The organism is Bradyrhizobium sp. U87765 SZCCT0048, assembly GCF_018131225.1.
GTDB lineage: Bacteria > Pseudomonadota > Alphaproteobacteria > Rhizobiales > Xanthobacteraceae > Bradyrhizobium_A.
Genome location: NZ_JAFCMM010000001.1, coordinates 1,687,093 through 1,700,322, shown reverse-complemented (window position 1 = coordinate 1,700,322; position 13,230 = coordinate 1,687,093). Strand labels below are relative to the sequence as shown.

Annotated in this window: 10 protein-coding genes and 1 riboswitch; of the genes, 7 read left to right on the top strand and 3 right to left on the bottom strand. The window is 67.3% G+C overall.

Features of this window, described 5'->3' with window-relative positions; all coding sequences use genetic code 11:
• Positions 1 to 132 precede the first annotated feature (132 nt).
• A riboswitch (cobalamin riboswitch) is annotated at positions 133 to 351 on the bottom strand.
• A 267-nt stretch (positions 352 to 618) separates the two neighbouring features.
• Positions 619 to 1,938 carry an NAD(P)H-dependent oxidoreductase gene (locus JQ639_RS07380; protein WP_211965441.1) on the top strand — a complete coding sequence of 440 codons (1,320 nt, stop codon included), beginning with the start codon at positions 619 to 621 and terminating at the stop codon, positions 1,936 to 1,938.
• Positions 1,939 to 2,103: 165 nt separating this feature from the next.
• Here JQ639_RS07380 and JQ639_RS07375 read toward each other — a convergent pair whose 3' ends face one another.
• Positions 2,104 to 2,916: an enoyl-CoA hydratase/isomerase family protein gene (locus JQ639_RS07375; protein ID WP_211965439.1), complete on the bottom strand. Its 813-nt coding sequence runs from the start codon at positions 2,914 to 2,916 to the stop codon at positions 2,104 to 2,106.
• A gap of 126 nt (positions 2,917 to 3,042) precedes the next feature.
• Here JQ639_RS07375 and JQ639_RS07370 point away from each other — a divergent pair, with 126 nt between their 5' ends.
• A complete protein-coding gene (locus JQ639_RS07370) occupies positions 3,043 to 4,614 on the top strand; it encodes a class I adenylate-forming enzyme family protein (RefSeq protein WP_211965437.1) in 1,572 nt (523 codons plus the stop codon).
• 192 nt (positions 4,615 to 4,806) lie between these two features.
• On the opposite strand, the gene JQ639_RS07365 is transcribed toward JQ639_RS07370, so the two are convergent.
• On the bottom strand, positions 4,807 to 5,871 hold the full coding sequence (locus JQ639_RS07365; protein WP_211965435.1) for an IclR family transcriptional regulator: 1,065 nt from the start codon (positions 5,869 to 5,871) through the stop codon (positions 4,807 to 4,809).
• Between the two features lie 212 nt (positions 5,872 to 6,083).
• On the opposite strand from JQ639_RS07365, the gene JQ639_RS07360 reads away from it, so the two are divergent.
• Complete coding sequence (locus JQ639_RS07360; RefSeq protein ID WP_211965433.1) at positions 6,084 to 6,944, top strand: MaoC/PaaZ C-terminal domain-containing protein; 861 nt, start codon at positions 6,084 to 6,086, stop codon at positions 6,942 to 6,944.
• A gap of 187 nt (positions 6,945 to 7,131) precedes the next feature.
• Here JQ639_RS07360 and JQ639_RS07355 read toward each other — a convergent pair whose 3' ends face one another.
• Positions 7,132 to 8,676, bottom strand: a complete 1,545-nt coding sequence (locus JQ639_RS07355) for an acyl-CoA synthetase (RefSeq protein ID WP_211965431.1) — start codon at positions 8,674 to 8,676, stop codon at positions 7,132 to 7,134.
• Between the two features lie 287 nt (positions 8,677 to 8,963).
• On the opposite strand from JQ639_RS07355, the gene JQ639_RS07350 reads away from it, so the two are divergent.
• From JQ639_RS07350 to JQ639_RS07335, 4 genes are all read left to right on the top strand, one after another.
• On the top strand, positions 8,964 to 9,374 hold the full coding sequence (locus JQ639_RS07350; protein ID WP_211965429.1) for a Zn-ribbon domain-containing OB-fold protein: 411 nt from the start codon (positions 8,964 to 8,966) through the stop codon (positions 9,372 to 9,374).
• 3 nt (positions 9,375 to 9,377) lie between these two features.
• Complete coding sequence (locus JQ639_RS07345; protein ID WP_211965427.1) at positions 9,378 to 10,517, top strand: thiolase C-terminal domain-containing protein; 1,140 nt, start codon at positions 9,378 to 9,380, stop codon at positions 10,515 to 10,517.
• 169 nt (positions 10,518 to 10,686) lie between these two features.
• Entirely contained in the window at positions 10,687 to 11,607 is a 921-nt protein-coding gene (locus JQ639_RS07340) for an SDR family NAD(P)-dependent oxidoreductase (protein ID WP_211965425.1), read from the top strand.
• Positions 11,608 to 11,948: 341 nt separating this feature from the next.
• Complete coding sequence (locus tag JQ639_RS07335; protein ID WP_211965422.1) at positions 11,949 to 13,193, top strand: ABC transporter substrate-binding protein; 1,245 nt, start codon at positions 11,949 to 11,951, stop codon at positions 13,191 to 13,193.
• Positions 13,194 to 13,230: the final 37 nt, after the last annotated feature.

The following is a 13,230-nucleotide window of genomic DNA, read 5'->3' as shown; positions in this document are numbered from 1 at the left end:
GAGACGTACGTGGGGAAAATCATGAGTCGGCGACTCGCGGTAACGTGGCACGTCACCGCGAACGCAAGACGGCCCGAACGCGTGAGCGCGACGGATCGACCTCCACCAGGACGCCCCGCCCGATGTGCTCGCGTGTGACCACGACTGACGGCAGGTCTCCTGGCTCACGGGTCATCGCCTGTCGTCGCCTTCCCGAGCGAAGCTGCTCAGTGGCTGGGTGGCGCGCGGTTCAGGCCGCGCGCTGACGAAAGGCTCGCCGTTTACAGTTGCGGGGACAGCCGCGGCTTAGGGCGAGCCCGCACCGCATTCCCTTTTGATCCCCCGAGGGGAACCGTCGATGGGAACGATAGGCAGTGCCGACCGGAGGGTCAATCGAGGCAGCGCGCCATGCACAGGCGGGGGTGGTCCTGTGGCAATAGGTCTCACCGGTGTCGCTTGTCCCGACCGGCTGGCATGAACTGGCGCCTGCGGTGGCGCTGGTTGACTGGCCAAGGCGCCCGCCTATGGTTCGCAGGTAGGTTCAGGGCTGCATCCATGCCTTCGCTTGCGCCATCCGCGCCGACTGTGCACCCGTCGGTTCGCAAAAAGAATCTCACAAGAATTGAAGACCACACGCCCATGAATCTCCATCGTCTGTTGCACACGCGTCTCGCCGCCGGCCGTCCGGTCCGTGTTGCGCTGATCGGCGCCGGCAAGTTCGGCTCCATGTTCCTCGCCCAGGTGCCGCACACGCCGGGCCTCGAGGTGACGGTCATCGTCGATCTCGATCCGGAGCGCGCGCGCGATGCCTGCCGCACCGTCGGCTGGGAAGCGGAGCGCATCGCCGCGACGTCGTTCACGAAGGATGGTCTTGCGGCGATCGGTGATGCCGCCGTCGAGGTGGTGATCGAGGCGACCGGCAATCCCGCCGTCGGCATCCGCCATGCACGCGCGGCGATTGCCGCCGGCAAGCACATCGTCATGGTCAATGTCGAGGCTGACGTGCTGGCTGGTCCCTTGCTGGCCGAGGAGGCGCGCCGGGCCGGCGTCGTCTACTCGCTGGCCTATGGCGATCAGCCGGCGCTGACCGCCGAGCTCGTCGACTGGGCGCGCGCCACCGGCTTTCGCGTCGTCGCCGCCGGCAAGGGCACCAAGTACCTGCCGATCTATCATGATGTCACGCCGGCGGATGTGTGGACGCATTACGGCCTCAGCGCTGCCGAAGCACAGTCCGCGGGCATGAATCCGCAGATGTTCAACTCCTTCCTCGACGGCACCAAGTCCGCCATCGAAATGGCGGCGATCGCCAACGCCACCGGCCTCGACGTGCCGTCGGCCGGCCTTGCATTTCCGCCCTGCGGCGTCGACGACCTGCCGCATGTGTTGCGGCCGCGCGAGGCCGGCGGCGTGCTCGAACGCGCCGGCACGGTCGAGGTGGTGTCGTCGCTCGAGCGCGATGGCCGTCCCGTGTTCCGCGATCTGCGCTGGGGCGTCTATGTCGTGCTCGAGGCGCCGAACGACTATGCCGCCGACTGCTTCCGCCAGTATGGCCTGAAGACCGACGCCAGCGGGTGCTATGCGGCGATGTACAAGCCGTATCATCTGATCGGGCTCGAGCTGAACATCTCCGTGCTGTCGGCGGTGCTGCGCGGCGAGCCGACAGGCCAGGCGCAGGATTTCCGCGGCGATGTCGTCGCGGTGGCGAAGCGGCCGCTGCGCGCCGGCGAGACACTGGACGGCGAGGGTGGCTACACCGTGTGGGGCAAGCTGATGCCAGCGGTCGACAGTCTCAAGGTCGGCGCGCTGCCGATCGGCCTCGCTCATGGCGTCAGGCTCGTGAGCGACATCGCCCATGGCGGGGTCGTGCGCTGGGAAGACGTGGCGTTCGACGCCAGCAACGAGACGGTCGCGTTCCGCCGCGCCATGGAGGCGCGCTTCGCGGGGCGGACGACGGGTTGACGTTCGATCCGCATGCAACCCGCTGACGTTCACCGCTGCTGAACCTGAGGAGCGGCGCAGCCGCGTCTCGAAGCATGAGGCCCGGGGCCGGGTGTTGCCAGATGTGCCCTGGCCTCATGGTTTGCGACGCGCGGCTATGCCGCGCTCCTCACCATGAGGAGAGACTCATTTCTTGTCCGCTTCGGCCGCCCCGCGAAAATCCGGCTTGCGCCTGCCGAGGAAGGCGTCGACGCCCTCGCCAAATTCCGCGCTGCCGAACGCCACCGCCTGCATCATGGTCTCGCGTGCGAGAAATTCCTCGATCGGCTCATAGGCGCTGTTGACCAGCGTCTTGGTCAGGCCGAGCGAGGTCGCGGGGCCGGCGGCGATTTCGTTCGCGAGCGTCAGGGCGGCCGCGCGCAGTTCGGCTGCGGGCACGACGGCCCTTGCGAAGCCCAGTGCGACGGCGTCGGCGGCCTCGATGCGGCGGTTGGTCAGCAGGATGTCCTTGGCGCGCGATGTGCCGATGGCGCGTGGCAGCGTCAGCGCGAGGCCGAGGTCCGGTGCCGCGCCGAGGCCGGAAAAGGCCGGGCGGAAGAACGCGCCGTCGGCAACCAGGACGAGATCGCACATCAGCGCCAGCGAGAAGCCGGCGCCGGCGGCGGCCCCGTTCACCGCGGCGATGACCGGCTTTTCGCCAGTGAGGATGTATTTGACCCACGCATGGCTGCGCTGCATCCGCGCCCGCACCGCCGGAGCGTCGCGCTCGCTCATGTTGGTAATATCGCCGCCGGCGCAAAATGCGTCGTCCGTGCCGGTGATCACTACACAGCGCACGGCATGATCTGTCATCAGCGCCGGGATCATCCGCTCCAGCCCGGCCTTGATCTCGACACTCAGGGCATTGCGGCTGCGCGGCCGGTTGAGGCGCACTAGCGCGACGTCGGCATGGTGTTCGATGACGACGGCGTCGTCCACGGCGGGGGAGGGGTGAGTCATGGGATCGGGTCCGGATGGGTGGGGGCAGTCGGAAGGCTAGTCCGCTCCCCACAAAAATGAAATAGAATTTCGCAATTGTGCGACGCGCCGGGATTGGCTTAACTGCCGGCCAACGACACAACAACAATGGTCGAGGAAGCGATGAACCTGACGGCGGGCCTGCGCAAGGCAGCGGCATTCGATGGCGATGGCATGGCGCTCAGTTGCGGCGACATCCGTATCGACCGGCGCACCTTCGTCGATCGCGTCGCCCGTCTCGCCGCCGTGCTGCGCGACCTCGGCATGGCGGCGGGCGATCGCGTCGCGATGCTCGCCCTCAATGGCCAGCCCTACATCGAGTTCTATTTCGCGGTGCTGTGGGGCGGCGGCGTGATCGTGCCGATCAACGCGCGCTTCGCCCTGCCGGAAATGGTCGAGCAATTGCGCGATGCCGGACCGGTGGTGCTGATGGTCGATGCGCATTTCGCAGGTCTCGGCGCCGAGCTCGCCGCCGCCGCGCCGTCGGTGCGGACGGTGTTGCATGTCGGACCGGGCGAGGCACAGGGCGGCGCTGTCGCCGGGGAAGCGGCGATGGCCGCGGTGCGGCCGATGGACGATGCCTTGCGCGGCGGCGAGGATCTCGCCTGCCTCTTCTACACCGGCGGCACCACGGGCCGCTCGAAAGGCGTGATGCTGAGCCACCGTAACCTGTGGGCCAACGCGGTGGTCACCGCCGGGCGCTTCGGCTTCGACGAACGCACCGTGACGCTCCATGCCGGGCCGCTGTTCCATCTCGGCGCCGGCGCGCGCGTCTTCACCACCGCGGTGGTTGGCGGCGCCCATGTCGTGATCCCGCGCTTCACGCCGCAGGAGGTGGTGGAAGCAGTCGCGCGCCACCGCGTCACCACGGTCACCTTCGTGCCGACCATGCTCGGCATGCTGCTGGAACTGCCGGACCTCGATCGCTACGATCTCTCCAGCCTCAACCTGATCAGCTATGGCGCCTCGCCGATGCCGGAAGCGGTTCTGACGGCCTGCCTGCAGCGTTTTCCGTCGGTGCGGTTCGCGCAGTCCTACGGCATGACCGAGCTGTCGCCGGTCGCGACCATTCTCGGCCCCGAGGATCATGTCGCGGATGCGCCGCGACGGCGGCTGCGCTCGGCCGGCCGGCCGGTGTGGTCGGCGGAAGTGAAGGTGGTCGATGCCGATGATCGCGAACTGCCTTGCGGCGACATCGGCGAGATCGTGGTGCGCGGACCGATGGTGATGCAGGGGTATTGGAACAAGCCGGAGCTGACGGCACAGACGCTGCGCGGCGGCTGGATGCATACCGGCGACAGCGGCTACTTCGAGCCCGACGGCTATCTCTATGTCGCCGACCGCATCAAGGACATGATCATCTCCGGCGGCGAGAACATCTATTCCATCGAGGTCGAGAATGCCGTCGGCAGCCATCCCGACGTCCTGCAATGTGCCGTCATCGGCGTCCCCGACGAGCGCTGGGGCGAGCGGGTGCATGCGGTGGTGGTGCGCCGGCCCGGCACTGCGCCGACCGCGGAGGCGATTCTCGCCCACTGCCGCGATCTCATCGCCGGCTACAAATGCCCGCGCAGCGTCGACATCCGCGACGACGCGCTGCCGCTGTCCAGCGTCAACAAGGTCAACAAGGCCGAACTGCGCGCGCCGTTCTGGGACGGACGGACAAGGCAGGTGAATTGAGGCGGAGCGGCAGCAGGGGGCCTTGCTCGTGTTCTGCCGCGAGCTTTCCCCTCATCCTGAGGAGCGGCGCAGCCGCGTCTCGAAGGATGAGGCCGAGACCGGGCAGTCGCCGGACAGACTCGGGCCTCACGGCGCGCGGCGCACCGCCTTTCTCGCCTTGAGGGGCAAGCTGGATGGCCGCGAGTCCGTCGCTCAGTCGCCGCCCATGGCGGCGCTGATCTCGCGGGCGATGGCGGCGATCGCCGGGCCGTAGTCGTTCTCGAGTTCGTCCGGCGACACCAGATAGGCCGGGCCGCCGATGCACAGCGCATACACCGTGCTGCTGCCGGGCACCGTCACCGGCGCGCCGACGGCGTTGATGTCCTTGCGCCACTCGCCGGCCGAGACGCAGTAGCCGCGCTCGGCGACCTCGCGCACCGAGCGCTCGACCGAGCGCTGGATCATCGGCCAGTCGTCGCCGTGCTGGCGGCGGATGCTGTCGAGCAGCGGCTTGCGCTCGCTGTCCGGGATCGCGGCGAGATAGGCCTTGCCGAGGGCGGTGACGGCGACCGGCATGCGCGACCCCGGCGGCAGCCGCAGCCCGACCAGGCCCTGGCCCTCGCAGGTTTCGATATTGAGCATCATCAGCTTGTCGCGCATGGCGAGGGCGATATGCAGGTTATGGGCGTCCGCGAGGCGCTCCATGATCGGGCGCGCGACGCGGCGGATGTCGAGGTTGGCGAGCGCCGCATAGCTCAGCGACAGCGTGCGGCCGCCGAGCTGGTAGGTCGCCGCGCGCGGATCGTAGGCGAGGTAGCCGAGCTGGGTCAGCGTGTGGGTGATGCGTGAGATCGTCGGCTTCGGCAGGCTGGTGCGGCGCGCCAGTTCGAGGTTGCCGAGCGCGCGGTCGCGGGAGCCGAACGCGCTGAGCACCTCGAGGCCGCGCGCCAGCGCGGTGACGAACAGCCGGCCGCCGGCGCCGTCGGTCTCCTCGTCGTTGTCCGCCGCGCGCGGCCGCCGGGTGGCGCGCTGCAGTTTCATCCGCGCGGTGCGCTTGCGGGCGCGCTCATCGGCGACGGCGGTCGTCGTGGCTTTCTTCCCGGCGCGTACCGCAGGCGCCGTCGATCCCGCCAATGCCGTGCCCGAGGCCCTGGCGGCGACCTTGGTGGTCGTCGCCTTCGCCGCGGGACGTTTCGCAGATGCAGGTCGCGCGCCGGTCGTCTTCGTGGCCTGAGGCCGTGTGGCGGCGGAACGGCGCGGGGGCTTGTCGGCGTCCATGCGGGATCCTTCGTGGTGGAGCGCGATGTCTCGTCATTTTCCGCCGCGCGGTCATCGCGCGGCGTCGCCGTGTAGCAGCTTCGTGCCGGTCTGTCTCGCCGCAGTGGCAAGCATATGCGAAATCAATTTTCGCATGTTGCCACGCTCCTGCCGCCGTGGCAATTTTCGCCGCAACGAACCTGAAGAAGACGATAGCCGAGGAGACGCCGCCGATGCCGATCGACCCGCAGGCCCTGCGCAACTGGCCGTTCGAGGATATCGAGCACACCTACGCCACCCGTGACACCATCCTCTATGCGCTCGGCGTCGGCTGCGGCGCCGATCCGCTCGACGAAAGCGACCTGCGCTTCGTCTACGAGGCACAGCTGCAAGCGCTGCCGTCGATGGCGGTGGTGCTCGGCTATCCCGGCTTCTGGCTCGGCGATGCCCGCACCGGCGCCGACTGGAAGAAGGTGCTGCATGGCGAGCAGGGTTTTACCATCTTCAAGCCGTTGCCCGCATCCGGCACCGTGATCGGCCGCACCCGCGTCACAGGCCTGTTCGACAAGGGCGCCGGCAAGGGTGCGGTGCTCTTGTCCGAGCGCGACGTCATCGATAAGGCGAGCGGCGAAGTGCTGTGCCGTCTGACCTCGACCACCATGCTGCGCGGCGATGGCGGCTTCGGCGGCCCGTCGGGGCCGCTGCCGACGCCGCATCCGATTCCCGAGCGCGCACCGGACGCGACGCTCAGCCTCGCCACGCTGCCGCAGGCGGCGCTGATCTACCGCCTGTCCGGCGACTACAATCCTCTGCATGCGGATCCCGCGGTCGCCCGCGCCGGCGGATTCGAGCGGCCGATCCTGCATGGCCTGTGCACCTATGGCGTGGTCACCCGCGCCCTGCTGCGCCTCGCCTGCGGCAACGATCCGGCGAAGCTGCGCGCCATGCAGGTACGCTTCTCCTCGCCGGTCTATCCCGGCGAGACCATCGTCACCGAGCTGTGGCGCGAAGCCGGCGGCGTCGTGTCCTTCCGCGCCCGCGTCGCCGAGCGCGACCTCGTGGTGATCAACAACGGCCGGGCGGAGGTCGTTTGAGGAGCAAGAGTTCGAGCCGCAAGGGCGTTTCCCCCTCATCCTGAGGAGCTCGCGCAGCGGCGTCTCGAAGGATGAGGCCCGGGAGCCCTCGCGCATCGAACGCCATGGCCTCATGGTTCGAGACGCGCGGCGTTGCCGCGCTCCTCACCATGAGGAGAGAGGGCATGACCCCGAGCTGGAGGAGCCCTCAAATCTGCCGCTTCGCCGCCGCCCAATAGGGATCGCGCAGCCGGCGCTTGAAGATCTTGCCGGAATCCTCGCGCGGCAGGTCGTGCTGCACTTCGATGCGCCGTGGCACCTTGTAGCTCGCGAGCGCGGCCGCGAGACTTTGGCGGATCGCCTCGACGTCGAGCGTGACGCCGGCCTGCGGCTCGACGACGGCCATCAGCGCCTCGCCGAATTCCTCGTCGGGAATGCCGAACACCGCGCAATCGTGCACGCCGGCACAGCCGTGCAGCACCGCCTCGATTTCGGCGGGGTAGATGTTGACGCCGCCGGAAATCACCATGTCGCGCTTGCGGTCGGAGATGAAGACGTAGCCGTCATCGTCGATGTAGCCGACATCGCCGCTGGTGATCAGGCCGTCGCGTTCGATCTCGGCACGCTTCTCCGGCTTGTTGTGATAGCTGAAGTCGGGATTGGCCTTGATGCGGGTGTAGATCTCGCCGACATGGCCTTGCGGCACCGCGCGGCCGGTGTCGTCGAGGAAGCGGATCTCGGCGCCGGGAAAGATGCGGCCGACCGTGCCGGGCTTCTTCAGGGCGTCCTCCGATGTCGCGAAGGTCACCGCGCCGGATTCGGTCGAGCCATAGAACTCGTAGATCACCGGGCCCCACCAGTCGATCATCGCGCGCTTGACGTCGGCCGGGCAGGGCGCGGCGGCGTGGATGACATGGCGCAGCGACGACACGTCGTAGCGGTTGCGCACGGCGTCCGGTAACTTGAGAAGCCGCACGAACATGGTCGGCACCATGAAGATGTTGTCGATCCGCTCGTCCTGGACGATGCGCAGGAATTCTTCCGGATCGAACCGCGGCATCATGATCAGCGCGCCGCCGAGGCGCCCGGCGCGCACCGCGAAGGCGTTTGGTGCCGAGTGATAGAGCGGCCCGGGCAGCAGCGCCCGCACGCCGGGCTTGAGGCCGTAGATCGTCGCCCGCATCGCCTCGGACGCGGCGGCCTGTTCCGGCGTCGGTGCGTCGCGGCGCACGCCCTTGGGATGGCCGGTGGTGCCGGAGGTGTAGATCATGCTCTGCGGCGGCGGCCGTCGCTCGCCGTCATAGGGTGTCTGCGCCGCGAGCCAGCGTTCATAGTCCTGCGAGCCCCGTGGTGGTGCCAGCTGGGCCGGATCGATCGCGTAGGACTGCAGGATCTCCGGCGGGGTCGGCACGCTGATCTGAGTGACGCCAGCCGGAATCGCCTCACGCGACGCGTTGAGCAGGTCGGCGTGGCCGATCAGTACCTTGGTCGCAGTGTCCCTGAGGATGTAGGCGACTTCGTCGGCCTTGAAATGCCAGTTCACCGGTACGGCATAGGCGCCGAGCATCATCGCCGCATAGCTCGCCTCGAGGAAGGCGATGTCGTTGCGCATCAGGATGCAGACGCAATCGCCCGCTCCGATGCCGAGCCGCGACAGGCCGCCGGCGATCGCCTGCGCGCGTGCCTCGGTGGTTGTGAAACTCTGATGGCGCGCGCCGCTGGTGATGCCGTTCGCTTCGCTCGTCGCCGTCATCGATCATTCTCCCGTGCCGCCCTTGGCGGGCTGTTGTCGTGATGTGGCCGCGCGAAATATTGCGGCGTGCGGAATGCGTGCCGCGCAGGTCACGCGCGCGAGGGGTGGTATGGCTGGACGTGTCGTGCGACGAAAAATTCGGGCAAAATCACCGGCGTCCTCGCATGTTCTGATTTTGCGAAATGCTATTTCGCATGTTTGACTTTTGCAAGGTGCCGTGGCACATCGAACGCGATCACGACAAGAACAACGCGGGGCGATGTTCACGCTCCGCACGGGAGAGAGAAATGGCAGCCCCCGCACGCGCCCGTCCGGTGCCGACACCGGAAACCAAGCATTACTGGGAGGGCGCCGCGCAAGGCGAGCTCCGCCTGCAGCGTTGCGACGATTGCGCCAAGGCCTACTTTCCGCCACGTCCGTTTTGCCCGTCGTGCGGCTCGCGCCATGTCAGCGTGTTCAAGGCCAGCGGCAAGGGCACGCTCTACAGCTACGTCATTCATCATCGCCCCGTTCCCGGCTTCACGCCGCCTTACGCCATCGCGGTGGTCGAGCTCGCCGAGGGACCGCGCATGATGAGCAACATCGTCGACTGTCCGCAGACGCCCGAGGCGCTGGTGCTCGACATGCCGCTCGAGGTCGCGTTCGAGAAACTCGACGACGCGATCACGCTCCCTCAGTTCCGCCCGGCGAAGGGGTGAGCCATGCGTCGTAACCAGGTCGCCGTTGTCGGCGCTGCCGAAACCACCGAGCTCGGCGTCGTGCCCGGCATGTCGCAGCTCCAGCTCCATGCGGATGCCGCGCTCAACGCCATGGCGGACGCGGGCCTCAAGCCCTCGGATATCGACGGCATCGCCACTGCGGTCGAGGCGCCGCAGCAGATCGCGCATTATCTCGGCATCACGCCGACCTGGGCGGACGGCACCTCGGTCGGCGGCTGTTCGTTCATGCTGCATGTCCGCCATGCGGCGGCGGCGATCGAGGCGGGTCTGTGCAAGACCGTGCTGATCACCCATGGCGAGAGCGGCCGTTCCAATATCGGCAAGCCGCCGCGCGTGGTGGCGGCCGACAGCCTCAATGGCCAGTTCGAAATGCCCTATGGGCCGTTCGGGCCGCCGAGCCTGTTCCCGATCCCGGTGCTGCGCTTCATGAAGACCCATGGCATCACCCAAGAGCAGATCGCCATGGTGTCGGTGGTGCAGCGCGAGTGGGCGGCGAAGAACCCGCGCGCCACATATAAGGATCCGATCACCGTCGACGACGTGCTCAACTCGCGCATGATCGCCTATCCGTTCCGCATCCTGCAGTGCTGCGTCGTCACCGACGGCGGCGGCGCGCTGATCCTGACCAGTGCCGACCGCGCCAGGGATTTCCCCCAAAAGCCGGTCTACGTCATGGGCACCGGCGAGAGCGTCGAGACGCCGATGGTCAGCCAGATGGAGACGTTCAATTCCTCGCGCGCGTTCCGTGTTGCGGGACCGACCGCGTTCCGCGAGGCGGGCATCAGCCATGCCGACGTCGATCATCTCATGATCTACGACGCCTTCGCCCACCTGCCGCTGTTCGGTCTCGGCGATCTCGGCTTCATGCCCCATGCGGAGGCCGGCGCGTTCATTGCCGGGCGCAACACCGCACCGGGCGGCAAGCTGCCGGTCAACACCAATGGCGGCGGCCTCAGCTACATGCATTCCGGTCACTACGGCATGTACGCGCTGCAGGAGAGTGTGCGCCAGATGCGCGGCATCGCGCCGGCGCAGATCCCGAATGCGAAGATTTCCGTGTGTCACGGCGTCGGCGGCATGTTCGCCGCCAGCGGCACCATCGTGTTCACGAACGAGAGGTGATGTCGTTGAATTGTTATCCGTCACCCCGAGGTGGGCCTGCGCAGCGGGGCCCTCGAAGTGCGACGGCCACGACGACCGAGAGGCACTGGCCGTTCATCCTTCGAGGCTCGCTTCACTCGCACCTCAGGATGACGGAATACAGGTTGGCAGCACCACAGGGAACCACACCATGACACAGAAAAAGGCACTCGACGGCAAGGTCATCATCGTCACCGGCGCCGGGCGCGGCATCGGGCGCGAGATCGCGCTGCTGGCGGCGGCGGAAGGCGCCAAGGTCGTGGTCAACGATCCCGGCGGTGCGGCGGACGGTTCCGGCACCAGCGCTGCGCCGGCGGAAGAGGTGGTCGAGGAGATCCGCAAGCGCGGCGGGACCGCGGTTGCGAATTTCGAGACCGTGGCCGAGGCCATTCCCGCCAGCAAGATCGTTCAGACCGCGATCGATGCCTTCGGCAAGCTCGACGGCGTCGTCAACAATGCCGGCATCCTGCGCGACGCCATCTTCCACCGCATGAGCGTCGACGCCTTCGAATCCGTCATCAAGGTGCACCTGATGGGCTCGTTCTATGTGTCCCATGCCGCGGCACGCCTGTTCCGTGAGCAGGAGAGCGGCGCCTTCGTGCACTTCACGTCGACTTCCGGCCTGATCGGCAATTTCGGCCAGGCCAATTATGCCGCCGCCAAGCTTGGTATCGTCGGCCTGTCGAAGTCGATTGCGCTGGACATGAACCGCTTCAACGTGCGTTCGAACTGCGTGTCGCCGTTCGCCTGGAGCCGCCTGATCGGCACCATTCCGACGGAGACGGAGGCCGAGAAGGCCCGGGTCGCCCGCATGCAGCAGATGGGCCCGGAGAAGATCGCGCCGCTGTCGGTGTTCCTGCTCGGCGACGACGCCAGGGATGTAACAGGCCAGATCTTCGCGGTGCGGATGAACGAGATCTTCCTGATGGGCCAATCGCGCCCGCTGCGGTCGATTCACCGTGACGAAGGCTGGACCTGCGAAACGCTGGCCAACCACGGCATCCCGGCGCTGAAGTCGTCGTTCTACAAGCTCGACCGCTCGGCCGACATCTTCTCGTGGGACGCGATCTGAGCCGGGCTGCCAACTTCGCTTGTTGCGGAAGGTTCTGGCCGTCTTCTTTGTCGTGGCCGGGCTTGTCCCGGCCACCCCGCTTAGGGACGCATTGCTTTCCTTGCTGGGGTCGCCGGGAGACCTTAGTCCTGGCGATCCGTTAGAGACGGATCGCGCTGCCCGGCGACGACACTAAGGTCACGGCCCCAACGCCCATGGCCTCATAGTTCAAGACGCGCGGCTTTGCCGCGCTCCTCACCATGAGGCGCGGTGTTGTCAGCATTTGACGCCGCCGTCCAAAATCGGCTTAGCTCACAGCAAGCGCCGCACACGATGGCGCAGACAGATTCGGGAGGCTGACGATGACCATCACCCGCCGGACCTTTGGCCTCGGCGCTGCAGGCGCCCTGATCGCGCCGGTAGCCGCGCCCTTGGTGCGCCGCGCATCGGCCGCCGGGCCGACCATCCGCGTTGGCGTGGTCAATTCGATGAGCGGCAGCCTCGCCGCCTATGCCCAGGAAGGCCAGCCGGCCTTCGAATACATGATCAGGAAGATCAACGCCGAAGGCGGCATCCACAGCAAGGGCGGCGCGCAGATCGAGCTGGTGATGGCCGACGACACCAGCCAGCCGGCGCGCACCGCGGCCGAGGCGCGGCGGCTGATCACCGAGGAGAAGGTGCAGCTGCTCACCGGCACCATCCTCAGCGCCCAGATGCTGGCGCTGACCCCGGTGCTCGACGAGCTCAAGGTGCCGACGCTGTCGGTATGGGCCGGCGGCGCGCACTCCAGCTACATGTTCACGCTGGGCTACCCTTACGACCGCGGCTATGCCCAGACCATGCATGACTTCGTCGTATCGCTGCGCGATGACGGCAAGTTCCCGATCAAGACCGCGGTGATGGGCTACTCGAACTACGAGGCCGGCCAGCAGGTCAACAAGTTCCTCACCGAGAAGCTCAAGGCCAGCAACATCGAGATCATCGGCGAAGCAGCGCTCGACATCCGCGCCCAGGACCAGACCGCGGCGATGGTGCGCATCCGCTCGCTCAAGCCCGATGTCGTGGTGGGCCTCGTGACGCCGCGCGACGGCATCCTGCTGCATCAGGCGCGCTACAACCTCAACTACCACGGCAGCATCTTCTGCGGCGGCACCGGTGGCTACACCGACCTGTCGCTGTGGAAAGATCTTGGCCCCGAGATCGGCAAGGCGGTGCTGACGCGCAACCTGTTCGGCATGACCGGCTTCAGCACCGGCGCCAGGATCGAGTCGATGCAAAAGATCATCGCCGAACTGCGCGATGTGGCGAAGCTCGACCGGATCGGGCAGGGCGCCATCCAGTACGCCCAGGCCGCGCGGGTGCTGCAGCAGGTGCTGGAGAACGCGACGTCGCTGGAGAGCGAAGCGCTGCTCAGCGCCTTCAAGAAGCTCGACATCCCCTACGGCGATCCCAACCTTTATGTCGCCAAGCCCCAAGGGCTGCAGTTCGCCGAGGATCGCCTGCTCAAGGACGGCTCGGCGATGTTCATCCAGTGGACGGCGGACCAGGAGCAGCAGGTCGTATTCCCCAAGATCTTCGCCCAGGCCGCGCCGCGAGCGAAGTCGTGAGGACAGGGGAGTGATAGTTCCTCATGGTGAGGAGGCG

What these genes read in the sequence shown, in the direction of transcription:
- JQ639_RS07365 (WP_211965435.1), bottom strand. Translation starts at nt 5,871, where the DNA reads ATGGACGCCGACAAGCCCCCGCGCCGTTCCGCCGCCACACGGCCTCAG.
- JQ639_RS07350 (WP_211965429.1), top strand. Translation starts at nt 8,964, where the DNA reads ATGGCAGCCCCCGCACGCGCCCGTCCGGTGCCGACACCGGAAACCAAG.
- JQ639_RS07335 (WP_211965422.1), top strand. Translation starts at nt 11,949, where the DNA reads ATGACCATCACCCGCCGGACCTTTGGCCTCGGCGCTGCAGGCGCCCTG.
- JQ639_RS07340 (WP_211965425.1), top strand. Translation starts at nt 10,687, where the DNA reads ATGACACAGAAAAAGGCACTCGACGGCAAGGTCATCATCGTCACCGGC.
- JQ639_RS07345 (WP_211965427.1), top strand. Translation starts at nt 9,378, where the DNA reads ATGCGTCGTAACCAGGTCGCCGTTGTCGGCGCTGCCGAAACCACCGAG.
- JQ639_RS07360 (WP_211965433.1), top strand. Translation starts at nt 6,084, where the DNA reads ATGCCGATCGACCCGCAGGCCCTGCGCAACTGGCCGTTCGAGGATATC.
- JQ639_RS07380 (WP_211965441.1), top strand. Translation starts at nt 619, where the DNA reads ATGAATCTCCATCGTCTGTTGCACACGCGTCTCGCCGCCGGCCGTCCG.
- JQ639_RS07355 (WP_211965431.1), bottom strand. Translation starts at nt 8,676, where the DNA reads ATGACGGCGACGAGCGAAGCGAACGGCATCACCAGCGGCGCGCGCCAT.
- JQ639_RS07370 (WP_211965437.1), top strand. Translation starts at nt 3,043, where the DNA reads ATGGTCGAGGAAGCGATGAACCTGACGGCGGGCCTGCGCAAGGCAGCG.
- JQ639_RS07375 (WP_211965439.1), bottom strand. Translation starts at nt 2,916, where the DNA reads ATGACTCACCCCTCCCCCGCCGTGGACGACGCCGTCGTCATCGAACAC.